Genomic DNA, 23,164 nt, shown 5'->3' on the forward strand with positions numbered 1-23,164 from the left:
TAGTTTCGTATGGTGGGGGCGGCCTCGTATGAAGGTGGCAGGAAATAGGGGGGCTTTCTTCCGCATGAGCAGAGCGAAGCGACTGACCGAGACAGAGCGGATGGAGATCGTCCGGGAGGCGGCTGAGGGCGTGTCCACGTCCGAGCTGGCGGCGCGCTTCGGGGTCACGCCGAGAGCGGTGCGATACACGGTGAAGGCGGATGCGGAGCGGCAGCGCGACACGGCAGTTCCGGTGGTCGCCGTGAGCGTGAAGGTGACCGCCGAGGAGATGGTGGCCTTCGACGCTGTGCTGGCCGCGGCGGGGATCGAGACGCGGGCCGACGGGCTCCGCCGACTGATGCAAGGGGCCGGCGGTGTCTTCGTTCCGGACGCCCGCATGGCGGCCGAGATGGGGCGGCTCCGGACCTCGCTCAACGAGGTCGGAAACGGCGTCGCGCAGATCGCCAAACGGATGGCCGAGGCCAATCGGACGGGGTCCAGTGCGGGGGCGGAATTTTCGGATCTGCGGCTGGCGCAGGTGCGGGCGGTGGCGCGGTTCGTCCTGGACGCGGCGGATGAGATCGACCTGCTGGTGCGCCGCCGGCGGGACGCGATGCAGCTGGAGGCTGCGGCCGTCCTGAGGGAGTTTGTGCATGCGGCTGAATGATGCGGTCCATGATGTCACCGGCGAGATCTTCCGGGATGGCTGGAGCCGGATCCGGGGCTCCATGCAGGGTCTCCATGTCTCGAAACAGAAGCAGCTCGTTCGGGCCGCAGCCGGTCATCGGGCGGCGGTCTTCAAGGCGATCCGGAGCGGCGGCACCCATACGAAGTCGCAACTGACGAATCAGCTCGACTACCTCACCACGAAGTCGAGTTTCATCGTCGACAGCAGCGGGTTTCTGGACGGCAAGGAGAAGCTCGAGGCGGGCGAGATCAAGGACCTCACCGAGCGCTTCGCGAAGAGGTGGGACGGCGGGTTCAAACCCAAGCTCGGGCAGACCACGCACCTCTTGATGTCCTTCCCGATCGGCACCCGCGGAGAGGACGTGCGCGACATCGCCTCGGATGTCGCGGAGCGGTTCCTCCAGACCGATGAGGGGCACTTCGATTACATCATCGCGGTTCACGAGGACCGGGATCATCCGCATGCCCATCTTGTGCTGAACCGCCGGTCGCAGGAGGGCGAGTTCTTCTATCTCGGCCGGAACCACCGGTTCAACTACGACGACTTCCGTCTCGCCATGGTGGAGGAGGCGGAGAAGTACGGGGTCCGGCTGGAGGCGACGCGGCGGATCGACCGGGGCGAGGTGCATTACCCGCCCCGGACGCGCGAGGTCTACGCGGCGAAGGCGGAGGGTCGCATGGCCGCGCCCCGGGCCCGCGTCGGGGCTGACCGCGACCTGGCGCTCCAGGAGATCGCCAACACGCGGACCGTCTACCACTCGCTTGCCGCCGAGGCCTCGAAGGAGGCACGTGAGGATATTGCGGATGCGCTCTTCCGGGCAGGGGAGCTTCTGGCGAAGGGCGGCAAACTCACATCGGAAGGAGGCGTCTATATGGCCGAAGATCAAACGTTCGACGACCTGCGCACGCGCTATGCCGAGCAGGTCGAGCGCATCCAGGGGATGATCGCCGAAAAGCCCGAGGCTGAGCGGCCGCGGCTGGAAAAGAGCCTCAACGAGATCCAGTCGCGGCTCGCGCACATGCAGCCTCTCGGCCTCCGGTCGGGAACGCTGACGGAGCGGCCCTCCGAGGGCGGGGTCTATTCCGAGCAGAACATCGACGCGTCTCAGCTCGATCGGCTGCGCGATCCGGAGATCCGCGCACAGGTCGACACCGCGTTGCGCGGCACCGGCATCAGTTCTTCGGTGGTGGTCGCCCGTATGGAGACCGGGGCGCAGAACGCCGCGCTCGAGCGGCAGTGGATTGCAGATGATCTGAGCCGGGTGGCGGAGCGGGATGGCCTGAACCTCGAACGGCGAGACGATCTGGAGACGGCGCGCGAGACGCTCAACCGGGCGCATGTGCAGCTCGGGACCGCATTGGAACGGGCGGGGGTCCTGCGCCGGGATGGGGTGACGGAGGTCGAGACAGTGACGGAGCGCATCCACTACGATTCGGACTCTGTCCGCGCAATGGAAGGAAGCATCCGTCAGGAGATGCGGGCCGAGGGTCTGACGGAGCGCCAGATCGACACCCGGGACAGTGAAGTGATCTCCCGTGCGGAGCGACGGATCGAGGTCGAGCAGCGCGACTGGCTGGCCGGGCATCCGGAGATCCTGGAGCGCCCCGGTGACGTGATCGATCGGTCCGAGCCCTACCGTGAGCACATCACCGACGACGCCCGGGCCGGAGAGATCGCCCGCGAGGTGGACCGGATCATGGACGGGCGCGATGTCCGGACGTCGGTGGCGGAGGCGGTCTCGGAAAGTTTTCGGGACCGGTACCCGGACATGCCCGCACATCTCACCCGCGGGCTTGGCGCGACCTATGCCGCCGTTGTCGAGACGCGGGATACCGACGCGATCAACGAGGTGCGGCGCGCGGCGGAGCGGGACAGTGGCTCCACCGTCACCGAGATCACGCGCGGCGTGGCGGATCAGTTCGACCGGGCGCCGAGCGAGTTCACGCGTTTTGAGCGTGTCGTCATCGAGCGAGATCTTCTGGAGAACGACCGCGCGCAGGACGGGAATGGCGTTGACCTGAGTTCGGCGGTTCAGGACCTGAATGACGATCTCAAAGCGGGTCGGCTGGATCCGGTCGCCGCGCAACGGGCAGAGGTCCTGATCCGGGAGACGGTCGCGCGGCACGGCGATCGAATGTCCCGTGACGTTGACCGGGATTATTTGGAAAGGATGTCCGCGCGTGAGGCGGCGTTCCTGTCGGGGAGCGATGGTGACAAGACCGTCACCGAAATGGACTATGAACGGATCCGGTCTGAGCGGGACGGGCTGAACACCCTCATGCGGGAGTATGCTCCGAGCGGAGACCGCGAACGCGTCGAGCCTGACGAGATCCGCCGCGTTATCAAGCATGAACGCGCGGGGGACTGGTCGTCGCCCTTCGAGACCGTAGACCAGCGCGTCAGCTATCGCGATGCGATCGAACGGGACCTGGACGAGGCCCAGATCGACCGGTTACGCGACGGCGACATCGACGTCCTGAAAGACCAGATCGAAGACCGGCTTGATCGGCTCTACGCGGCCAAGCACTACCTGCAATCTGACGCCGCGACCGCCAATAGTGCGGCGACGCGGGCCGTGGTCGAGGAGATCGCCGATCGGGAGTACGAGCGGGAACGGGCCGATCTGACCGACGGTGAGACCGAACGCGGGGAGACCCACTGATGGGACCGCTCGCGCCCGCCAAGCTCGCCTTCGGGGTCCTGTCGGTCACGCTCGTGGCGGTGGCCATGGGCTATGTGATTGCCTCGGCGGTCCTGACGTTCCGCGATGTCGGCTTCCAGGCCGAGATCGATTTTTTGTACATCGTGCGCAACTACCTCTCGATCCGGGTGTACCGGCCCGAGGACTTCCGCCTGATCAACCTCATCATGGGCGGGGCAGGGGTGGCAGGTCTTCTGATGAGCCTGGCGATGTCCGGATCGGCGCTCACCCGGTTCGGCCTGACCCACTGGCAGACCCGCCGCGAGATGAAGCGCAACGGGTTCTTCGGCGCCCCCGGCACGGGCTTCATCATCGGCAAGCTGGGCAAGCCCGGATCGCGGGCACCCTTGCTCTCCTCGACGGTGTTCCCGCATGCGCTGATCGTCGCCCCGACCGGGCGCGGCAAGACCACCGGGTTCGTGATCCCGAACCTCCTGACCTGGCAGGGCTCGGCCGTGGTGCTCGACGTGAAGGGCGAGTGCTACGAAGCGACGTCCCGGCATCGCGCGGCACAGGGCGATCGCGTCTACCGCTTCGCGCCGACCGACTGGGAGGGCCAGCGCACGCATCGCTACAATCCGCTCCTGCGCATCTACGGCCTGAGAAACCCCGCGCGACAGCAGATGGAGCTGCAGCTCCTGGCGACACTCTTCTTGCAGAACGACAACGACCGGGTCCAGGGCCTCCTGAAAGGCGGCATCGATCTCTTCGTCGCGGCAGGGCTGCTGGCCTTCCAGCGTCGCCGTCCCACGCTTGGCGAGATCTACCGGATTTCCGCCTCGGGCGGGAACAAGCAGAAAGAATACCTGGCTCGTGCACACGAGGTCGACAACCGGGCCGCCAAGCTGATCTTCATCCGGCTTGCCTCGACCAACAACGACACGCTGACCTCCTACGTCTCACTCCTGATGACCTCGGGTCTCGATCAGTGGCAGAACCCGGCGATCGACGAAGCGACCTCGGTCTCCGATTTTGATTTTCGGACGATTCGGCAGACCCCGTTCAGCGTCTACCTCGTCGTTCAGCCCCTGATGGTCAAACCGCTTGCGCCGCTGATCCGGCTGTTTTTCTCGGACCTGCTTTCCGCGTTGCAGGACAAGGAGCCCGGGCCGGACGAACCCTGGCCGGTGATGATCATGCTCGACGAATTCAACCGCCTCGGAAAGATGCCGATCGTGGCGGAAAGCATCGAAGTGCTCCGGCACTACCGCGGGCACCTGGCCGTGGTTACCCAAACTATTCCCGCCATCGACGAGATTTACGGCGAAAACACCCGTCGCGCGCTCCAGGGCAACGCCGGCGTCAAACTCTACCTTACTCCCTCGGACGAGAAGACCATTGAGGAGTTGAGCAAGGCGGTCGGCAAGACCACGAAAACGGTCGTCACGCGCTCCCGTTCCATAGGCAAGAACCCATTCGAGGGCCGGAGCCAGTCGACGCGGACGGAAGAGACCTCGCTTCTGCCCGAGGACGAGGCGCGGCGGTTGCCGCTCGATGAGATCGTCGTCGTGGTCGATGCGCAGATGCCGATCCGGGCGAAGCGGGTGGTGTACTATGAGGACCCCTTCTTCAAGGAAATCCACGCGGCGCAGGAGGGGGAGATGCCGTTCCCGAAGGGCCCGGCTCCGCAGCCATCGGCGAATGTGCCGTTGAGTGTGCAGGCGATGCCATTGGTACCGCCGATCAAGGGTACAGCGGATAGTGAAGCCGTTGCGACCCCCTCGCAGGGCGAATTGAAACTAGAGGCTGACCATGTTCGATCGGCACCTGAGACCAAGAAGCGTGCCGAAATCCTGGCGGCGGATGGGCGGCAGCTTGAGATGGACCTGACGGGGAGCGCGGAGTTGATGGTTGAAAACCCGACCGAGCGGGATGTTGCTGAGGTGGAAGGGGCCTTGGTTGATCTCGACAAGCTGGAAGGGAAGATCGCTGCGGGAATGGAAGAGTTGGACCGGCGGACGGGTGTGAAAGTTGGGGTTAGGTAGGGCGTGTGAAATGGTAACTCTGTCCCGAAGCTGTCTTTCGGGCACAAGGCAGCGGACGACCGGTTAATACGATTACAGGCATTGGTTGTTTTCTCCCACCGTTAATTGCAGTGGGCCAGGATCACCCCTTGCGGGCACGTTGTTGTCGTACCCTCGACAGTGACGCATCCTGGATTGTAGCGTCTCGCTTTCCTCGCGGGCGACCCTGTAGTTCTACAGACGATCTAGAAATTCAACTCGATCTCGGCATGGCAGAGGGCGGCATCGCCGAGCCGCCCTTTTCCGTTTCTCAAAGTCGTTCAGAGGGGCTGATTGGTTCCGATGATCGTGACAACCTCACGGCCGAAAGACGAAATCTCTCCGTTCAGGCCGCCGGTGAAGATGCCGTACCAGATCGCTGGCGGCAGCTTCATGTCCTTTCGGTTGAAAGACATCTCTCCTGCCTTCTCGATCGTAAAATATCCCTTCCGGGGGCCGATAACGCGATAACCGTCGGATGCACGGGCCTTTGCGCTGTCGACGACAGGGCGGAATTCGGGAACGTCGACGACGTGAATGCGCGGCATCAGAGATCCCCCACCCGGGCTTCGACCAGCTTTGCCTTGCGGCGCCAAACGGTGTCGATGTCGCGCATTTTTTCGCCCGCGGCAAAGGCGGCATCTTCGATCTCGATCGCGGCCTGGATGGTAAGCGCGGCATCCTCGGCATCGATGACCTCGACATCGCGGAGACGGCGGGTGACTTCGAGGGGATAACCGTTCGGGTCCCGGAAATAGATCGACTCCAGCCCCTCGTGTTTGGTGAACTTCGAGACTGTCAGTCCGCGCCCCTCCAGCGTTTCCTTCCACTGGGCAAGCTCTTCGGCCGTGTCCACGCTCCAGGCGGTGTGGCTGGCCGAGTAGAAGTAGCTGTCCTCGGGCATGTATTTTTCGGGCCGGTCGGTACCAATGTAGTAGAAGAACGCGATCGTCGCGCCATTCCCGGCATCGAAGAAGAAATGCAGGAAATCGGGGTGGCCCGGATGGCCCCAGCCCCGGGCCGAGATCGTGTGGATTAGCGGCAGGCCCAGCACATCGCGATAGAACGTCACGGTTTCTCGCAGCTTCCATGTCGGGCGGGCCGAATGGTCCACCCCCTTCAGGCGCAGCTGAACGCCGTCATCGGAGGCGGGTTTTAGCATCGAGATATCGACCTCGCGCGTACGATAGCCTCGTTTGTCCTCGGACATGTAGGAACTGTCGCTTCGGGCTTCTTCGTGCAGGGCGTCATGTGGCATCTGCGATCCTTTCGGTAGTGGCGCGTTCAGGACGCGGCCGGTTCGGTGGTCAGTTGCTGCGCGATCAGCTCGCGCAACAGCGGTTTCGATGTCTTGCCCGAACTCGTCTGTGGGAATTCGGATACGATCTCGACCCGTTCGGGCCATTTAAACTTGGCGAGGCCCGCAGCCTCGAGATGCGCACCAAGCGCCGCGACCGTCGGTGGCGTGGCTCCGGCGGCCGGAATGATGAAGGCGCACATGCGTTCGCCGAAAACCGGGTCGGGCATGGGCACGCAGGCAATGGCGCCAACGCCGGGATGCGAGGCAAGGGCGCGCTCGATCTCCTGGCAATTGATCTTCTCTCCCCCGCGGCTGACCACATCCTTCACGCGACCTTCGAAACTGAGGATGCGCTCACCGCCGATGGCGTGGATCTTCATGAGGTCGCCCGACTTGACCCAGCCATCCGCGGCGAAGGCTTCACGGTTGCGCTCTTCTGCATCAAAGTAGCCGCGCGTCGCGCTCGGCCCCGTGAACTCGAATTCGCCGACAGAGCCGTCGGGTAAGGGTGTGCCGGTGTCCGGGTCTACAATACGGTACTGGTCGTGCGGGCTGGTCGGGCGGCCCACCGTGGACTTCCGGATTTCTTCGGGGTCGTCAAACAGACCGAAAGAGATCATCCCCTCGGTCATTCCATAAAGCGGTACTACATTTGCGCCGGTCAGCTCCGCCAGCCTCTGGGCATGAGCGGCGGTACACATTTGGACGCCCGAGAAATGCGCGGGGTTGAGAACACCTTCGGCCTTCATCTTGACCAACATGGGAAGGGGCACTGACATCCATGTCGGACGACGCAACGCAATCAGCTCCGCCAAAGCGGCGGGGGTTGGGTTCGGGGAACAAACGACATGACCCCCGCGCCAGAGCGCCGGGCCCCAGTAACAGATGATCGGAGCGTTGTGCATCATCGGGGCTGGCGAAAAGGCGACGGTCTCATGAGTCTGTCCATGCAGATCGCCGGAGTTCCGCATTTGGTAAAGATATTCGTTGTGAAAACGTGGGATGATCTTGGGCACCCCGCTGGTGCCGCCTGACAGCTGGAACAGCGCTACCTGTGCCGGATCGTCTGGCACGGCCGCCAGCCGGGCCGAAACTTCAACTTCTGGCACGCGGGCCGCAAGCGCCGTAAAGGAGGTCATTCCCTCTCCTGCCTCGCCCCGTGCAACGATGCTGTGTTCGAGCGACGGTACCTCGTCCTGCATTTTTCGCGCGAAGGTGGCAAAGTCGAACTTCGGATCGTCAGTACTGATCAGATGTGCCCGCGCCCCGGCATGACGGGAAAGGTATCCGATCTCGGCCGCCCGATGCGCGGTAAGCGTGCAAATTGGGATCACGCCGGCCTTCAGGCAGGCCAGCAGGGCGATTACCAGTTCGCGGCTGTTCGGGATCTGGAAAGTCGCACGGTCGCCGGGACGAAGGCCGATGTCCAAAAGCCCCGCCGCGACCCGATCGGTCAGGTCATCCAGTTCGGCATGGGTATGGACCACGTCATGATCGGAAAGGGCGATCCGGTCGGGATGCTGTCGGGCAACTTCGGAATAGGCCGTTGCCATGGTCCGCGTATCAAAGAGCCCGAGGGCATCAAAGGCGTCCACATCCGACTTCGACGGATAAACGACACCAGGTATCGGCTTGCGCACTGATGGCATTGAGTCCTCCCAGAATCTCTGATGCCATTTACATTCATATGCGACAAATAATCAACGCTTACGTTAAAAAATTTGACGAATGTGTAGAATTGACCTGCGCAGGCGTCGCTGCCCTTGTGGCTGAAGATCGATTTAAGCCTTTGTTTTTAATTATTTAATAAGGTTCGATAGATATTCGAGGTCTTCCCGCAACGTGGCGATCGCCGTCTTCGGGTCGGTGAACATGTCTACCCTCGATTTGTCGACGCTGACGGACCGGACGGCCATTTCCGCCAGTTGCGACGCGATTTCGCCGGTGTCCATGCGACCGTCCGGGTTCACCCAGTAGACGGACCAGTTCACCATCCCGATGATTCCGAACGCCGTGATCCGTTCGTCAGATGGCTTAAACTCTCCGGCATGTATCCCGGCCCGAATGATCTGGCGATATTCTTCAAGAATACGTCTCTTGGCCTCGGTGTGCCGCGCGAGCAAGTCTTCTGGCAGTGCTGCCTCAGTCACCTCGATCATGCGCATCTGGACCTGTCGGCTCAAAACCCCACGCACGCGCATCTCGACGAAGGTGCGAAGTCGGTCGGCGGGCTTGTCCGGTGCTGTCGATCGCCAGGTTTCGATTTCACGCAGAGGAGCGTTCGTGACTTCATTCACGATCGCTTCGAGGACAGCCTCCTTGTTCTTGAAGTAGTAGTAGACGGCCGCACGGGTCAGACCGACTGCCTGTGCAATGTCCGCGAGGCTCGTGCCGCCGTATCCCTTGGACGCGAACAGGGCACAGGCCTTTTCCATCAGGTCACGCTCAAGAAGCTCTTTGCGGCGATCCCTTGTCTGCGGGATGTCGTCTATCGGATCAGTATTGGCCATGGCGTCCTTCGGTCATGAATGATGCGGGCAGGTGTGTCATTCATCGACACGGCCACGTGCACCTCGTTGTCGCCGCCTTGGACGGAACATCAGTTTCAGCTGTCAAACCTGTGCTGAAACGGGCCTTGAAGCAAGACGCTGATGGGGCGCAGCGCAGGATTCGGGCCGAGTCGTCGCGCTGGTGTCATTCTTCGGGCGCAACGTGCCTGCCTCCAATCAATTGAATTACCTTCACCTTTCTTCAGAAAGCCGCGCCACCCTCGGTCGATAAATTTTTGTCACTTGCGTCAAAGTCAAATAATTCATACAACCGTCAAATATCAAACGTATGCGTCAAAATGCTGCGTGCCAGACTGGCTGTAGGGAGGATTAAACATGTCGGAGACGTTGTTCCGCATCGGGCAAATCGTACCGAGTTCGAACACCACGATGGAAACCGAGGTGCCGATGTTCATGAACCGCTATGCGCGACAGCATGGCGGCGTCAGGTTCACCTTCCACTCCTCCCGCATGCGGATGAAGCACGTCCGGAAAGAAGAACTGGCGGCCATGGATGCCGACAGCCATCGCTGCGCCGCTGAACTGGCCGATGCGCCTATCGACGTGGCTGGATACGCCTGCCTTGTCGCCATCATGGCCATGGGTCCCGGTTATCACCGAACATCCGAGAAGACGCTTTCAGAGATTGCAGCGCGCGAAGGTGCGGGCTTTCCCGTCGTGACCTCGGCCGGCGCCCTGGTGTCCGAGCTGAAGCGTGAAGGGTTCCGCAAGGTCTCTTTGTTGATGCCCTACGCCGACGAACTGGCAAGAACCGTCGTCGACTACATCGAGGCCGAGGGCATCGCAGTTGTCGACTACAAGAATTTCAGTGTCACCGACAATCAAGAAGTTGGACGGATCCCGTCCGAACGGTTGATCACCGCGCTTGATGACCTGCGAACCGACGAGGCTGATGCCGTTGTCCTGTCGGCCTGCGTCCAGATGCCTTCGATCGCGGCGCTCGACCTGGCGCGGGCAAGGCTGGGGATGCCGGTGACTTCGACCGCCGAGTGCACCAGCCGGGTCATGCTGCGGTCTCTCGGGCTTGACGTGAATCCGATGACGTCACTGGAAGCGGCGGAATGACCATGCGGATCGCGATAGTCGGCGCAGGCCCAGCCGGTCTTTTTTTGGCCCGTCTCATCAAGAAGACCATGCCCGAAACCCATGTCGAGGTGTTCGAGCAGAACCCGCGCGATGCAACTTACGGTTTTGGCGTTACCCTTGCAGGGGCAGCGCGCGCGCGCCTTGGCGAAGTCGACCCCGAGGTCCAGGCCCGGCTCGAGGAGGCCATGGTCTTCAACAGCACACAGGCCATCGTGCTGGACGACGAGAGCATCCTGCTGAAATACGCCGGGGCCGGAGGCGCCATCGAGCGGCTGAACCTTCTGACCATTCTCGAACGCCTGTGCGAAGAGGTCGGCGTCACGCCCCGATACGAGACGCGAGTTGACAGCAAGTCCGACCTGACCGTCAGGGGCCTTCCCTCCGAGTTGGGCGACTATGACCTGATCGTTGGGGCAGATGGTGCGAATTCGGAAGTCCGCGCGATGATGGGGTCGGGCTTCCGGATGACAACCCGCACGCTCGGCAATCACTTCGCATGGTACGGCGTCGGCAAGGCGCTCAGCCCGAACGCGTTGGTCTTCCGGCACTACGAGGGTGGAGTCTTCATCGCCCATTACTATGCCTACACCGCGAACATGAGCACCTTCGTCGCGGAATGTGACGCCGACACATGGACCCGCTGCGGGCTCGACAAGATGACGGATGCGGAGCGCAAAGCTCTGATGGAAGAGATTTTTTCGCCTGAGCTTGAAGGCGAGACCCTGCTGGAGAACAAGTCCATCTGGCGCCAGTTCACCGCGCAGGTCGCCGAGGACTGGTCGTGCGGCAATGCCGTCCTGATAGGAGACGCGCTTCGCGTTGCCCATTTCTCGATAGGCTCCGGAACCCGCCTCGCAATGGACGACGCGCTTGCCCTGCATGATGCGCTTGCCGGATGCGAAGGCGATATTCCCGCGGCCCTGGCCGCCTACGAAGCCGACCGCAGACCGAACCGCGATCTGTTCACCAAGGCTACGGTGAAGAGTTTCGAGTGGTACGAGAATATCGCCGTCCGGATGCAGACGGATGTGGCCAGCTTTGCCCATGACTTCCTGACGCGGACGGGTCGGGTCGACGACAAGCGGCTGGAACGGTACGCGCCCGAATTCTACCGCGATCACGTCGCCCCTCGCCTTGAGCGTGAGGCCGCAGTCGGCGGACGGCGCGGATGACCGGCGAGGCTGTCGTTCGCGCCACCGAGGCCATCGTGTCGCTGTCGCCCTTCACAGTAAGGCGCACGGTCCGCTGGTCCGAATGCGACCCCGCGGGCGTCGTCTATGCGGGCAAATTCCCGGACTACATGGTCAACGCCGGCCATCTGTTTCGCGACTACGTTTTGCGCGCGCCGGTCGGGCACCAGCCCGTTAAGACCTACGATACGCCGGGCAAGGCCCTGAACATCGTCTTCCTTGGTCCGCTGTGGCCGCGCGACATGTTCGAGATGACCGTGCACGTGGGCGGCATCGGCCGGCACACCACGCACATGTTGGTCATGGCTCGTCGACATGACAATGGCGCCCCGATCTTCGCCGGGCGCATTTCGTCGATCTACGTCGACCCGGCGGACCGGTTGAAGGCAATTCCAGTGCCCGACGACATCCGCAGCAAGCTGATGACCTACCAGGAAACATCCGGGCCGGTGCCCGCGGAACTTGAGCAGGTCGCGCTCTGACAGGCCGACAGGAGGAGGACTATATGACTGAACAAGCAACACAGCCGAGACGGGTTGCCACAACGACGGCCGGTCTGCGCGGCACGAAGTGGGACCCCTCCCGCCTACCAGCCGGCGTCGAGATGACGGCCCATGCCCTGACCACCGCCGACAAGGCCCCGGTCACCGGCTACCTTTATCGTCGCGGAGGAGAGACGACCGCCGTCTGCCTGATGCACCCGCGTGAGTTCAATGTGACCCAATACCTCGTGCCCGACCTGCTGGAAGCCGGGGTCGCGGTATGGATCCAGGCACCCCGGTCTCCGGGCAACGACATCCGGCTGGAGCATGAAGGTGCGATCCTCGATCTTGCGGCAGGCCAGGTCCATCTGCGCACCAAGCTGGGGTTCGAAAAAACCGTCCTGCAGGGCACGTCCGGTGGCGGTCCGCTGGCGACGTTCTATTGCCAACAGGCAGCGCTCGCGCCCGAGGAACGCATCGCCCGCTCTCCGGGCGGCAAACCGACGAAGCTCGAGCAGGCCGAAATGCCGGTTCCGGACGGGGTCATCCTGATTTCGGCCCACCTTGGCCAAGGTGAGCTCTTGTTGCGTTGTATCGACCCCTCGGTAGTCGACGAAGCAGACCCGATGCAGACCGATGCGTCGCTGGACCCGTTCAACCCCGACAACGGGTTCCGCCTCGCGCCGGAGTCGTCGACCTACACGCCCGAATTCCTGGAACGCTACCGTGCCGCGCAGGCCGATCGCATCCGGCGCATCGATGCTCAGGCCAAGGCGCTGCTGAAACGCAAGGCCGAGGCCCGCAAGGCATTTAAGTCCGGCGGCACCCGCGAGGACGCGATCATGGCTGCACGGGCCCCGATCTTTCAGGTCTGGCGCACTGACGCGGATCCCCGATGTTTCGATCTGTCGCTCGATCCCTCGGATCGCGCCTACGGGACCCTGTGGGGTGCCAACCAGACTGTGTCGAACTATGGCAGCGTCGGCTTCGCGCGGGTTTGTACACCGGAAAGCTGGCTCTCGAACTGGTCGGCCTTCCACTCCAACGCTTCAATGAAGACATGCGCCCCGGCGCTCACGCAGCCGGTCCTGATGATCGAATACACCGGCGACAACAGCGTCTTCCCGGCGGAGGCGGATTTCATCTTCGACGCTATCGGGTCCCAGGACAAGAAGCGTGCGCGGATCCACGGAAACCATCACGGGCGTCCGGTCGATCCGGACAAGCCTAACGGGCAGATCATCGCCGGAGAGACCATCGCCAGATGGCTGGGCGATCATGGCTTCGTTTGACGGGCCGACCCATCAAAAACTTCGGATTTCAGGGAGGAAAACATGAAAATCCAAGCAAAATCAGCACTGACGGCCAGTCTTCTGGCCTTGATCGCGGCTCAACCGGCCGCCGCAGAGGACCTTACGATCAAGTTCAGCGCATTCGTCGGAGAGCGGAACCCGATCTTCGCCTGTTCCATGATCCCGCTTGTCGAGGAGCTTGAGGCCAACCAGGGCACCAAGGTCGAGGTCGAGCGGTACTTTGGCGGCGGCGCCTTCGGCAACCCGGTCCAGCAATACGACCAGGCACTGCGCGGGATCACCGACATCTCGTTCGGAATGCTAACCTACACGGAAGGCCTGTTCCCACTGACCGAGATCGTGTCGATGCCCTTCGTGATGAACGACCACGAAGCGGCGACGCGCGTCCTGAACGAAGTCATCCTGCCGGAATACCTTGGCGAGGAACTCGATGAGGTGAAAATCATCAACCTCTGGCTCACGTCTCCCTATCAGTTCCATATGCGCGACGAGGTCGCCGATCTGACCGCGCTCAATGGTACGCGGATGCGCGTAGTGGGTCAGGTGCAGGTGCCTGCGATGGAAGCGCTAGGCGCCCAGGTTGCGGCCTTCCCGGCTCCGGCCACCTACGAGAACCTTCAGAAGGGCGTCATCGACGGCACCGTCGCGACCTGGACGACGGCCACCGCCTTCAAGGTCGGTGAGGTCGCCAAACAGCACTACGAACTGAATTTTGGCGGGTCGGTCGGCTTCACGGCCATGAACCTCGAGAGCTACAACGCCCTGCCGGATGACGTGAAGGCAATCATCGACGCACATTCGGGTCCCGAGGCCTCGATGAAGGTTGCCAAGTGCTTCACCGCTGTCGACGCCAAGGCAAAGGCAAAGTGGACCGAGGCCGGGAACACGACCCACGTTGTGCCTGAAGAAACCCGCATGAAGATGAAAGAGGTCATCGCGCCAGTCATCGAAGGCCATCTCAAGGTGCTCGACGACAAGGGCCTGCCCGCGACCGAAGTCCGCAACAGGATCGACGCGGAGCTTGCCAAGTCAAACTGATGTGACCTGCCTTCGGCGCCCGGTCCTGTCCCCCCGTGAGGGCCGGGCGCTTGCATCCAACTCATTGGAAAGTCCCCACCATGAGCAGTGAACTCATCGGCCTGACCGGCATGGCGATGCTGATCGTTCTGATCGTCCTGCGGTCCCCGATCGGCCTTGCCCTTTTGTTCGTCGGCATCGGCGGAACCTGGCTCCTCGCCGGGTGGCGCACCGTCGAATATGTTGGCGCCAATGCCCCCGTCCATGTGCTGACCAGCAATACGCTTTCCGTTCTTCCGCTGTTCCTTGTCATGGGCAATCTCGCCGTTCAGTCCGGCATGGCAACCTCTCTTTATTCAGCCGCCAGCAAGTTCGTGGGCCATCTGCCCGGTGGTCTCGCGGCCGGAACCATCCTCGCCAGCGGCGGCTTTGGCGCCATCTGCGGCTCCTCCCTCGCCACGGTCACCACGGTCACGCGGATCTCGGTCCCCGAGATGCTGCGCTACGGGTATTCGCCGAAACTGGCGGCCGGGTCGGTCGGTGCGGGTGGCACGCTCGGCATCCTTATCCCGCCATCGCTGATCATGATCATCTATGCCTACCTGACCGAGACGTCGGTCGGCCGCCTGTTCGCCGCAGGGATGATACCGGGACTCGTCGCCATTGCGCTTTATTGTGGCACGATTTTCCTGTGGGTGACGCTGAAACCCGCGATTGGGCCGCGCCAGCCACGTGCGACCTGGGGCGAACGCCTGCGCAGCCTGAAGGACGTACTGGGCGTAGGCCTCGCCTTCGGCATCGTGATGGGCGGGATCTTCGTCGGCTTCTTCTCCCCAACCGAGGGCGCGGCTATCGGCGCGGCGGCGGTGCTGTCCATCGGTGTCCTGTCAGGTCAACTGGGTTTCATGGGGATTTTCGCGGCGCTTCGGGATTCTGCCTATGTCAGCGCAATGATCTTCCTGATGGTCATCGGCGTCGAATTCTTCCAGTTCTTTATGGAGGCATCGCGCGTCCCTTCCGCCATCGTCAGCTTCTTCACTGGCCTGGAAGCCCCGCGCCTCGTGGTTCTTCTGATGATCATCGGCATGCTGGTCCTTCTGGGTTGCGTGCTCGACTCGATCGCCATCGTGCTGATCATGACGCCGTTCCTCTACCCGATCGTCATGGATCTGGGCTACGACCTCATCTGGTTCGGCATCATCATGGTCATGGTGGTCGAGATCGGCCTGATGACACCGCCCTTCGGTATCAACGTGTTCGTCATCAACTCGATGGTCCCCCAGATCCGCCTCGGCGAAGCCTTTGCCGGTGTCATGCCCTTTATCGCGGCCGATATCGTGAGGGTCGCCCTGCTTGTCGCCTTCCCTGCCCTATCGCTCTGGCTTCCCGGTCTTCTGTTCGGATGAGGTTCCCATTGACCAAAACGCTCTCAATTACCGTCAATTCTTTGACCTGGGTTGCGATCCTGGCCATCTTCGGCCTGATGTCGATTGTCACATTCGATGTCATCGTCCGGAATCTGGGGATCACCCACGTCCGGGGGATGATGGACTATGTCTCCGTCCTGCTGCTTCTGGCGGCTGGCGCTACGATCCCGGTAGCCTTTGTCATCAATCGACACCTCGTGGTCGAGCTCGGCACCTACGCACTGACAGACAAGGCCAAGATGCGGCTCGAGGCGGTTTGGCTGCTACTCGGCGCACCGCTGCTTCTGGCGCTGGCCTGGTTCGTCTGGCACGAAGGCGTCTCCCTTGCAGACCGGGGACAAAGGATGGGTACTTTAGGTTGGTCACCCATGGTGTTCCACGGGTTGGTGGCGGCGTCACTGGGGCTGGGCGGGATGGCGTGCCTGCTGATGGCCGCTGTAAAGGGAGCCGGTATTCGGCTTGGTTTGATCGACTGAAACGCAATCAGGATCTTGGTATGAGGTCCGGGCATAGGCTGCGAAGACAGTGGTGTAAGTTCAGGACCAATCGACTTTGGGATTAGCAAGATGCTTCGTCGCAGGGCTTACCCAGCCAAGAAAGATTATCCACGGCCCCTGGGTCGCTCGTTGGTCATGCCAAAGCTCTTCAGCCAGAACGCTCTGCAAAGTGTTGACCAGTCCCAGAGCGGACTATTGACGCTGTCGCAGAGAATGTCCGCAATCCGCCCAATTTTTGAATTATGTCGAAATCGCGTAGACTGCCCTGTCCGACTGGTCTTTGAACATGTCGAGCTTCGTGCCGTCCCAATGATAGGTCAGGTGCCGCCCCTGAACGGGTACTCCTGCAACGTCCGGGTAAAATGTTGCCACACAGGTTCCTCCGGAGTTCCGCACCGACGGATAAACGATCCCATTCGCGCCACCCGCTCGCTGTTCTCGGGCAAAACTCTGTGATCTTGTGTAGTCATCAGGATCGAGAAGTTCGTCAAAACCTTCTCTGACATCCCTCAGTACAGCGTTGATCGAGCCGATCAATTCGCGCTTGTCCGCAATCCATCCTGGCGCTTCTTTCGTCGCGGCGCAAAAGATTTGGGTGTGGTGCACGGTCTCGAACAGCGCGGTTTCAAAGCTGTCAGCGGCATAGAATGCGCCAAACGTGCCATCGTGGAACCGTCCTCGGTGGTCTGTGCTCACGTGAACGAAGGGCGCCATCAGGTATGACGCGCCCGGACCGCCAACGCGGCGGTCAGCGGGTACGAGATCAAGATTGCCGATGGTCTGGGCCAGCCTTGGGTTGGTCTTGCTCTCGGCGGACCCCAGAAGGAGCCAGTCCGAAGGATCGGCAATATCCTCGAACAGGTCGATTGGCGGGTAGGCTGAGTTGATCAACCGATAGTATCGGTCCCAAGTGATCCGGGTCTCTGGGACAGTCACCAAGGTCCTCGCATCGCGTCCAGATAGCGGCGCACTCGCATGATGTCTGTGATCTGACCGTTCAGCATGATGTCCAGCGCGGTCGTGCCGCCGAACGCATCATTCGGACGTTTAACCCAGCCATAGCCGCGAGCGGGCTCTTTAAAGAGCAGCCGCAGCGCTTTGTGGATTCCCATCAGATTGGATAGGCGGGCTGCGGTGTCGATGCCGGCCCGGCCGAGCTCACCAGCTTTCCAGCGGCGGAAAGTGCGTACAGAGATGTCCCCCATGAGCACTGAGGCTTGTTCGTCGGACAGTCCCCAAAGTTCGGCGAGTTTGACAAATGCTCGCTGCATGGCCTGCACCTCTTCGCCAGAGAATTGGGGCTGCGGAGGAGCGATATGCGGGTCTATGCGTCGGAGTTCGGGCATCGGCGCCTCCTTTTGGCATTTGACATCTATATGTATATTTGCTGCCAAATGTCAAGATGACGGCCGATCGGGGATTCCGTTCGTGGACCGCTGCTAGGTTGTCCAACGTGGGCTCCATGACCCGCAAACACGTTCGGAGAAAACGTACCTCTACCGCTTCCCCAACCTGCTCAGTCGTGCCAACTGAGCCAACATCCGCGCTCCTGTCCCGGTCGCACCACTACCTGGATGCGGTGAAGGACCCCCGGAAGAATTCGGACGGGCGGGAAGTGGCTGGACGCCGAGGAATTGACGAGCTCGCAGGGCAGCGTACTCGGCTCCTGTCGCGCCACCAATTGCGTACCTGTTGTAGACCTGCTGGCTTCCAGCTAACCCGCGGGCGAAGGAATAGCTGCCCCCAAAACCTGCGGTGAGCGCAGGCATCATGATGTTTCCCGACACCGACCTGACGATGAAGGGCGTCGCGATGATAAAGCCCTTGGCCATGAGGACCATCATGAAGAAGGGGATCAACGCTCCGATGTTAGATGCGCCCTCCGGATCGCCCAGTTCAGCGAGCAGGGCACGCGAAACACCCGTGATGGTCGCGAATATTCCGGCAACGACGATCGGATACATCGCGAAAGAGACGAGAGCAGACAGCCAGCGCGCAAAATAGTCTTTCGTGACATCGAAAAGGGTCAGGAAAATCATCACCGGAGCGATCCCGATCAACAGGGCGATCATAAGGCGGGAGGCAATGACGATGAAGGCTGCAAGGCCGCCCAGGATCGAAAGAAGCAGGACGCCCAAGGTGTCCAGCAACGCGCCAGCCATCCAGTTGAGCTCAGAACCCGCTGCGTTGAGGTAATCCCCGAGAGCGGCGATGAGTTCGTCGAATTCCTCTGCGAACGTGCCGGAAGGACCAGGCGATCCTCCTCCGACAGAGGCCACCAAGGATCCTGCGATACTGTCGATCCCGTTCAAGATCGCGGTGGCAAAAGCGTTGAAATCGACCCAGTTGGTCGCGAAGACCCCGATGAGCCCGATTTTGACTGCTAACCAGAATGCCGTGCGACCGTCCATGGCGCGGTACTGGTAGATCATGTTCAGGCAGACCAGGACCACGACAAGCGTCGCTCCGAGCACAAGCAGCGTCCCGACCGTCGAGGCCACGGCCCCGAACTGGGTTTCTGCTACGGTATCCAGGTAACCTTGGGCGGTTTCGACGAAGTACGCGACAACGCTCATGGTCAGGCCTCCAACTACCAGTTCCGAGCCGCTTCACAAATCGGCTTGGCAACCTTCCGGAGCTCGTTCGCTAATCGCCGACTTTCTGAAGTTGCCTCGACGATGTCCCAGTATTCCCCGGTGGCGTACCGGTCCCGGTACTCGGCCTCGGCCGCATCCCACGGAGGATATCGCGTCGCACATTCACAGCTCTGGGCCTCCACGATGCGCTGCATGCTCTCGGCTCTGTAAATCTGCTGGATGAGCAACCTCTTGTGGGCATCGCGCGGTCCCATCTGCCTCATCCATTCCGGCTCAGGAGGTTGGTCGGGGCAGACGTCCGGCGTGTTGAGACGCGTCGGACTTTGACTGCGTTCAGCAATACAGCTCGTGGCGGATGCGATCACTGCCGTAATCAACAAGGGCGCAAAGCGTTTCATGGCTTTGCGGACGCTGCATCGGGGTCAAGTTCGCGTTTCAAGAATGTCGTATATCCATAGTCGCCTGCTTCTGCGGATATGACTTCCCATCCGTCTGCCCCGTGGTCATTCAGGGTCCGGCGCATCTTCTCGAAATCCTTTGTTTTCTTCACCTCGAAGAAGAGTATCTCATACTCAAACCGTTTCATGACGTCTGCTTTTCCTCCAACTCTGTTCCTGGCAAGTAAAACTCGGTGATGCCGCGCTGGCCCTCTTCTCGCCCGGCCTGGATGATCACGTCGATCGAGCTTTCGATGTACTGGACCATGTCCTGGTAGGTCATCGGGATCTCGGTCTTGAGGGCGGCTATGGCGAGGCGCTGGACGGCGAGCTGCGGGGTTTCCGCATGGAGCGTGGTCATGGACCCGCCATGGCCGGTGTTGATCGCTTCGAGAAAGGTCATGGCTTCCTTGCCCCGGACTTCGCCTAGGATGATCCGGTCGGGGCGCATCCGCAGGGTCGCGGTCAGGAGGATGTCGGCGGACTGGAACTCTGCATCGCGGTTGGCGATGAGCGTGACGGCGTTTGGTTGGGCCGGAAGCAGTTCTGCCGCTTCCTCGATTGTGACGATCCGTTCGTCCGGGCTGACGTAAGACAGGATCTTCCGGGCGGCGACGGTCTTGCCGGTGGAAGTCCCGCCGGAGACGATCATGTTGAGCTTGTTCTCGACGCAGAAGCGGATGGCGTCGGTGATGACCCCGGAGGCCACGACCTCACGCAGGGTGCGGTTCTTCTGCTGGCGAAGTTCCTCGAGCTTGCGCTCCTGGCCGTAGAGATAGCGCAGTTCGATCTCCTCGAGCGGCAGGCTGGAGAAGAACCTCAGGGAAATCGACATGCCGGAAATGACGGCCGGAGGCGTGATGACCTGCGCCCGGATCGGACGCCCGCGATAGGCGATCGAGACCGATACGATCGGCTTGTCCTTGCTCATGGTGGTGTTGGCGCTCGAAGCGATCTGATTGCCGAGGTCGCGCAGCTCGGTGACGGTCAGGCGGTCGTCCAGTGCCCGCATGAAGCGGTCGCCCTGGAATTCCCCCCAGCAGGAGCCGTCGGGGTTCACGCAGATCTCGATGACGTCGTCGCGGGCGGCGTCCTTCAGCTTGTCGAGCGAGGCCTGGAGATAGCTGACCGTCATCTCAGAAGATCTCCAGATCGCGGTCGACCATGACGGTGACGCGGGCGCCCTGGTCGATGTAGATGACGGGGCCGATAGAGAGGTACTCGCCGATGACGCTGTCGGTCGCGTCAGCCAGATCATCGCCCACATCCTCGAGCACGTTTGCGGTGTTCTTGTTCTTGACCTCGCCGGCCGCAACACTTGGGGCGGCGGAGATGATCGAGATGAGGGCGGCGGATCCGAAGCGCTGCGCAAACCGCGTATCGATAAACCCGGTGACCCCGGACCGGCCGAGTTCGTCGCCGCCGAAGGCGCTGATCCGGATCGTTTGCTGGGTCGGCAGGATGATGCGGTCCCAGGCGATGGTGACACGGCGCTGCGCGATCTCGACACCGGAGCGATAGCGCCCGATTAGCCGCGATCCACGCGGGATCAGCAGCCGGGACCCGTCGTAGCTGTAGACATCCTCGGAGATGATAGCGCGGGTCTGGCCGGGCAGGGAGCTGTCGAGCGCGGTCTCCATCACCGCCTGGATCATCGTGCCCTGCACCACGGTGTTTGAGGGGTTGGCGATGACCTCGGCCTGGGTGACCTCGCTCGGCAGTGCTCCGTTTCGGACGAAGTCGGTGACCTCGTTCAGGGTGCGCTTTGTCAGTTCGGTTGATTGGGTGCCGTCCGCGCCTGCGCCGCCGAAGGCGATGACAGGCGAGGCCACCCGCCTCTGCTGAAAGGCGCGTTCCTCTTCGGCTCGCCTGCGCAACTCTTCCATCCGCCGCGCCTCTTCCTCCTGACGCAGGCGCTCCGCTTCACGCGCCCTCAGGTCCTCCTCGGACGGACCCGGCGGGGCAGGGGTGGGCTTCTTGGCCTCGAGCTGCGCCAGTTCCAGATCCATGCGCAGTTGCTGCATCTCCCGGTCGCGGGCGGCGAGTTCCTTCTGGAATTCCACCTGGGCGTTTTCGGAGGCCTTCTTGAGGGCCGCGACCTGCGCGGTCAGCGCATCGATCGCTGCCGCGGCTGCCGGGTCTTCGCCGGTCTCGGGCGGCGGTGCGGAGCGCAGCTCCTCGATCTGGGCCTGTAGCGCCGCGATCTGTTGCAGGAGCTCGGCATTGGGTTCTGCAGGCTCGGGCACCATGACGACTTCGGGCTCCGGTGGCGGCGGCGGCCGGAACGGCTCGATCTCGCCAAACCCGTCGCCTTCCTGCTGGAACTCGTCCGGCGTCGCGGTTGGCAGCGTCACCTCAACAACCGGTCGCGAGAAGACATAGAGCACGAGCCCGCCCGCAAGGATCAGGCCGGCCATCAGAAGCGCGAGAATTGGGGATCGCCGCTTGCCATGTGACGGCCGTTTCGCCGTCCCCTGTTCCAGCGCGGCGAGGCGCTTTTCCAGATCGGGGTTCGGATCGTCGCTCATGACGTTCCTCCCTCCGGCACTATCGCGGAAACGCAGACCGTGTCGTCCCCGAGCCGTAGGACCCAATACCGGTTGACGCCGGACACGCGGATCACGCCATCCTCAACGGCGCCGGTGTTCACCGTGCGCTCCCGCCCGCCGGAGTATCGGAAGATAGCCGGGACCGGCGCGTTCCGCCGGAAGGCGAAATAGGTGAAGGTGCCATCGTCCCAGATCCGGGAGGGTGTGAACTCTTTCCGCGCACTGACGGCGTAGTTGTGGTTCGGGGCCGCTTTGGCGATGGCGTTCGAAGGGCGGCGGCTGTCTCCCGGATAGCGGAACTGGACGACATAGAAGGTCGGGCTCGAAACCTCCTCTACGTTGAAATAATAGCTCCGCCGGTTCGTGTAGACGGTGACATTGGATGTCACGCCGCGGGCGAGGGGCTTGATGGCAAAGGCGCGACCCCCGGGGACGCCGTCTATCTCGAAGCCCACAGTGTCGCCCGCGATGATCGAGCGGATGCTCTCGCCCTCGCCGAACTCGACGGTCGTCACGTGGGTGAGCGAGACGTTCAGCCGGAAGACCTGGCCGTCCTGGTAGGTGGCGATGCGGACGCGCTTGTCGTTCGGGCCGCTCCGCGGGACCTGCTCCGCAAGGGCAGGGGCGGTCAGAAGGATCAGGCAGATCAGGGTGGAGAGGCGTTGGCGCATGTCAGTTCTCCAGCCTGTCCGAGCGAATGGCGTATTCGACGACGGTGAAGCCGAAGGGGTTATTCCAGACCTCATCGATGGTGCGGCGCGTTTCGGGACGGAATTCAAAGAGGAGGGTGGCGGTGAAAAGACCGGCCTGCACGCCGTTGATCGAGGTCAGGCGCTTGCGCAGGCGCACCGTCGCGCGGTTGGCCCCGATGCGGTTGATGCTGAGGATCTCGACCTCGAGGCGGGCGTTCGGGCCGTAGACCGATGGCGGATAGTCGGCATTGGCCGAGTTCCAGATGCGGCGGAGCGAGGCCTGCGCGGCTCCGTCCGAACGTCGGAGGACGCTCCGGATGCGGACATCGTTGTCGAGCTGGTTGTAGACCTCGCGATCGGTGACGTAGCGAAAGACCTCGGCCTCGATGATCGCGCGGTTTTCCGTGACGGTGGTGGCACCGACGGAGGCTTCCGGAAGCGCAAAGCCGGTGGCCGGGTCGTAGGGGACAACGACGGGTGGGGGATCGACATCGAGGATGGCGACGGCGGCCGCGCTCAGGCAACCGAGGCAGCCGAAGATCACGCTCACGAACCCGAGGCGCTGCCAGAGCCGTTCTCGCCGGAGCGCGCCATAGACCAGTTCTTCTTCGATGATCGCCAGCTCTTCGTCCACCG

Annotated in this window: 22 protein-coding genes; 10 read left to right on the top strand and 12 right to left on the bottom strand. The window is 62.2% G+C overall.

Going from position 1 to position 23,164, the window contains the following annotated elements:
• Positions 1-64 precede the first annotated feature (64 nt).
• The 3 genes from BMW90_RS15120 to BMW90_RS15130 are packed head-to-tail and all read left to right on the top strand — an operon-like array spanning position 65 to position 5,353.
• Positions 65-646: a helix-turn-helix domain-containing protein gene (locus BMW90_RS15120; protein ID WP_074837309.1), complete on the top strand. Its 582-nt coding sequence runs from the start codon at positions 65-67 to the stop codon at positions 644-646.
• Positions 633-3,329 (top strand): relaxase/mobilization nuclease domain-containing protein, encoded by a 2,697-nt coding sequence (locus BMW90_RS15125; RefSeq protein WP_083416069.1) that lies wholly within the window; start codon positions 633-635, stop codon positions 3,327-3,329. The genes BMW90_RS15120 and BMW90_RS15125 overlap by 14 nt, the downstream gene beginning before the upstream one ends.
• A complete protein-coding gene (locus BMW90_RS15130) occupies positions 3,329-5,353 on the top strand; it encodes a type IV secretory system conjugative DNA transfer family protein (RefSeq protein ID WP_074837310.1) in 2,025 nt (674 codons plus the stop codon). The genes BMW90_RS15125 and BMW90_RS15130 overlap by 1 nt, the downstream gene beginning before the upstream one ends.
• 299 nt (positions 5,354-5,652) lie before the next feature.
• Here BMW90_RS15130 and BMW90_RS26880 read toward each other — a convergent pair whose 3' ends face one another.
• From BMW90_RS26880 to BMW90_RS15150, 4 genes are all read right to left on the bottom strand, one after another.
• The gene (locus tag BMW90_RS26880) at positions 5,653-5,919 is read right to left on the bottom strand and encodes a hypothetical protein (protein WP_074837311.1); all 267 of its coding nucleotides are present in this window, start codon (positions 5,917-5,919) and stop codon (positions 5,653-5,655) included.
• Positions 5,919-6,629, bottom strand: a complete 711-nt coding sequence (locus BMW90_RS26165) for a VOC family protein (RefSeq protein WP_211568897.1) — start codon at positions 6,627-6,629, stop codon at positions 5,919-5,921. The genes BMW90_RS26880 and BMW90_RS26165 overlap by 1 nt, the downstream gene beginning before the upstream one ends.
• Before the next feature lie 26 nt (positions 6,630-6,655).
• On the bottom strand, positions 6,656-8,320 hold the full coding sequence (locus tag BMW90_RS15145) for an AMP-binding protein (RefSeq protein WP_074837312.1): 1,665 nt from the start codon (positions 8,318-8,320) through the stop codon (positions 6,656-6,658).
• Positions 8,321-8,470: 150 nt separating this feature from the next.
• The gene (locus BMW90_RS15150; RefSeq protein WP_074837313.1) at positions 8,471-9,181 is read right to left on the bottom strand and encodes a TetR/AcrR family transcriptional regulator; all 711 of its coding nucleotides are present in this window, start codon (positions 9,179-9,181) and stop codon (positions 8,471-8,473) included.
• Between the two features lie 375 nt (positions 9,182-9,556).
• Between BMW90_RS15150 and BMW90_RS15155 the strand changes: the two genes are divergently transcribed.
• From BMW90_RS15155 to BMW90_RS15185, 7 genes are all read left to right on the top strand, one after another.
• On the top strand, positions 9,557-10,306 hold the full coding sequence (locus BMW90_RS15155; protein ID WP_074837314.1) for a maleate cis-trans isomerase family protein: 750 nt from the start codon (positions 9,557-9,559) through the stop codon (positions 10,304-10,306).
• Positions 10,303-11,499: an FAD-dependent monooxygenase gene (locus BMW90_RS15160; RefSeq protein WP_211568899.1), complete on the top strand. Its 1,197-nt coding sequence runs from the start codon at positions 10,303-10,305 to the stop codon at positions 11,497-11,499. The genes BMW90_RS15155 and BMW90_RS15160 overlap by 4 nt, the downstream gene beginning before the upstream one ends.
• Positions 11,496-11,999, top strand: coding sequence for an acyl-CoA thioesterase (locus tag BMW90_RS15165; protein ID WP_074837316.1), 504 nt, complete (start codon positions 11,496-11,498; stop codon positions 11,997-11,999). Before BMW90_RS15160 ends, BMW90_RS15165 begins: the two co-directional genes overlap by 4 nt.
• A gap of 23 nt (positions 12,000-12,022) precedes the next feature.
• Positions 12,023-13,291 carry an alpha/beta hydrolase gene (locus BMW90_RS15170; RefSeq protein ID WP_074837317.1) on the top strand — a complete coding sequence of 423 codons (1,269 nt, stop codon included), beginning with the start codon at positions 12,023-12,025 and terminating at the stop codon, positions 13,289-13,291.
• Positions 13,292-13,333: 42 nt separating this feature from the next.
• Complete coding sequence (locus BMW90_RS15175) at positions 13,334-14,350, top strand: TRAP transporter substrate-binding protein (RefSeq protein ID WP_074837318.1); 1,017 nt, start codon at positions 13,334-13,336, stop codon at positions 14,348-14,350.
• Between the two features lie 80 nt (positions 14,351-14,430).
• Entirely contained in the window at positions 14,431-15,735 is a 1,305-nt protein-coding gene (locus BMW90_RS15180) for a TRAP transporter large permease (RefSeq protein ID WP_074837319.1), read from the top strand.
• Positions 15,736-15,743: 8 nt separating this feature from the next.
• The gene (locus BMW90_RS15185) at positions 15,744-16,232 is read left to right on the top strand and encodes a TRAP transporter small permease subunit (protein WP_074837320.1); all 489 of its coding nucleotides are present in this window, start codon (positions 15,744-15,746) and stop codon (positions 16,230-16,232) included.
• A gap of 261 nt (positions 16,233-16,493) precedes the next feature.
• Here BMW90_RS15185 and BMW90_RS15190 read toward each other — a convergent pair whose 3' ends face one another.
• The 8 genes from BMW90_RS15190 to BMW90_RS15230 all read right to left on the bottom strand — a co-directional run bounded on the left by BMW90_RS15190 (position 16,494) and on the right by BMW90_RS15230 (position 23,162).
• Positions 16,494-17,144, bottom strand: a complete 651-nt coding sequence (locus BMW90_RS15190; RefSeq protein WP_244526527.1) for an RES family NAD+ phosphorylase — start codon at positions 17,142-17,144, stop codon at positions 16,494-16,496.
• 41 nt (positions 17,145-17,185) lie between these two features.
• Positions 17,186-17,599: an MbcA/ParS/Xre antitoxin family protein gene (locus tag BMW90_RS15195; RefSeq protein ID WP_170850555.1), complete on the bottom strand. Its 414-nt coding sequence runs from the start codon at positions 17,597-17,599 to the stop codon at positions 17,186-17,188.
• 150 nt (positions 17,600-17,749) lie between these two features.
• The gene (locus BMW90_RS15200) at positions 17,750-18,829 is read right to left on the bottom strand and encodes a TrbL/VirB6 family protein (protein WP_074837322.1); all 1,080 of its coding nucleotides are present in this window, start codon (positions 18,827-18,829) and stop codon (positions 17,750-17,752) included.
• Between the two features lie 415 nt (positions 18,830-19,244).
• Positions 19,245-19,436, bottom strand: coding sequence for a DUF4177 domain-containing protein (locus tag BMW90_RS15210; protein ID WP_074837324.1), 192 nt, complete (start codon positions 19,434-19,436; stop codon positions 19,245-19,247).
• Entirely contained in the window at positions 19,433-20,422 is a 990-nt protein-coding gene (locus tag BMW90_RS15215) for an ATPase, T2SS/T4P/T4SS family (RefSeq protein WP_074837325.1), read from the bottom strand. Before BMW90_RS15215 ends, BMW90_RS15210 begins: the two co-directional genes overlap by 4 nt.
• Before the next feature lies 1 nt (position 20,423).
• Positions 20,424-21,815: a TraB/TrbI/VirB10 family type IV secretion system protein gene (locus BMW90_RS15220; protein WP_074837326.1), complete on the bottom strand. Its 1,392-nt coding sequence runs from the start codon at positions 21,813-21,815 to the stop codon at positions 20,424-20,426.
• A complete protein-coding gene (locus BMW90_RS15225) occupies positions 21,812-22,507 on the bottom strand; it encodes a TrbG/VirB9 family P-type conjugative transfer protein (RefSeq protein ID WP_074837327.1) in 696 nt (231 codons plus the stop codon). The genes BMW90_RS15220 and BMW90_RS15225 overlap by 4 nt, the downstream gene beginning before the upstream one ends.
• 1 nt (position 22,508) lies before the next feature.
• Positions 22,509-23,162: a VirB8 family type IV secretion system protein gene (locus tag BMW90_RS15230; RefSeq protein ID WP_074837328.1), complete on the bottom strand. Its 654-nt coding sequence runs from the start codon at positions 23,160-23,162 to the stop codon at positions 22,509-22,511.
• Between the last annotated feature and the right edge of the window lie 2 nt (positions 23,163-23,164).

Origin of the sequence: Marinovum algicola (assembly GCF_900109145.1) — a bacterium.
GTDB lineage: Bacteria > Pseudomonadota > Alphaproteobacteria > Rhodobacterales > Rhodobacteraceae > Marinovum > Marinovum algicola.

Excerpts from the sequence above, each read along its gene's own strand:
- BMW90_RS26880 (WP_074837311.1), bottom strand. The coding sequence starts at position 5,919 with ATGCCGCGCATTCACGTCGTCGACGTTCCCGAATTCCGCCCTGTCGTC.
- BMW90_RS15220 (WP_074837326.1), bottom strand. The coding sequence starts at position 21,815 with ATGAGCGACGATCCGAACCCCGATCTGGAAAAGCGCCTCGCCGCGCTG.
- BMW90_RS15200 (WP_074837322.1), bottom strand. The coding sequence starts at position 18,829 with ATGAGCGTTGTCGCGTACTTCGTCGAAACCGCCCAAGGTTACCTGGAT.
- BMW90_RS15165 (WP_074837316.1), top strand. The coding sequence starts at position 11,496 with ATGACCGGCGAGGCTGTCGTTCGCGCCACCGAGGCCATCGTGTCGCTG.
- BMW90_RS15145 (WP_074837312.1), bottom strand. The coding sequence starts at position 8,320 with ATGCCATCAGTGCGCAAGCCGATACCTGGTGTCGTTTATCCGTCGAAG.
- BMW90_RS15210 (WP_074837324.1), bottom strand. The coding sequence starts at position 19,436 with ATGAAACGGTTTGAGTATGAGATACTCTTCTTCGAGGTGAAGAAAACA.
- BMW90_RS15120 (WP_074837309.1), top strand. The coding sequence starts at position 65 with ATGAGCAGAGCGAAGCGACTGACCGAGACAGAGCGGATGGAGATCGTC.
- BMW90_RS15125 (WP_083416069.1), top strand. The coding sequence starts at position 633 with ATGCGGCTGAATGATGCGGTCCATGATGTCACCGGCGAGATCTTCCGG.
- BMW90_RS15150 (WP_074837313.1), bottom strand. The coding sequence starts at position 9,181 with ATGGCCAATACTGATCCGATAGACGACATCCCGCAGACAAGGGATCGC.
- BMW90_RS15195 (WP_170850555.1), bottom strand. The coding sequence starts at position 17,599 with ATGCCCGAACTCCGACGCATAGACCCGCATATCGCTCCTCCGCAGCCC.
- BMW90_RS15180 (WP_074837319.1), top strand. The coding sequence starts at position 14,431 with ATGAGCAGTGAACTCATCGGCCTGACCGGCATGGCGATGCTGATCGTT.
- BMW90_RS15170 (WP_074837317.1), top strand. The coding sequence starts at position 12,023 with ATGACTGAACAAGCAACACAGCCGAGACGGGTTGCCACAACGACGGCC.
- BMW90_RS15130 (WP_074837310.1), top strand. The coding sequence starts at position 3,329 with ATGGGACCGCTCGCGCCCGCCAAGCTCGCCTTCGGGGTCCTGTCGGTC.
- BMW90_RS26165 (WP_211568897.1), bottom strand. The coding sequence starts at position 6,629 with ATGCCACATGACGCCCTGCACGAAGAAGCCCGAAGCGACAGTTCCTAC.
- BMW90_RS15160 (WP_211568899.1), top strand. The coding sequence starts at position 10,303 with ATGACCATGCGGATCGCGATAGTCGGCGCAGGCCCAGCCGGTCTTTTT.
- BMW90_RS15175 (WP_074837318.1), top strand. The coding sequence starts at position 13,334 with ATGAAAATCCAAGCAAAATCAGCACTGACGGCCAGTCTTCTGGCCTTG.
- BMW90_RS15215 (WP_074837325.1), bottom strand. The coding sequence starts at position 20,422 with ATGACGGTCAGCTATCTCCAGGCCTCGCTCGACAAGCTGAAGGACGCC.
- BMW90_RS15225 (WP_074837327.1), bottom strand. The coding sequence starts at position 22,507 with ATGCGCCAACGCCTCTCCACCCTGATCTGCCTGATCCTTCTGACCGCC.
- BMW90_RS15155 (WP_074837314.1), top strand. The coding sequence starts at position 9,557 with ATGTCGGAGACGTTGTTCCGCATCGGGCAAATCGTACCGAGTTCGAAC.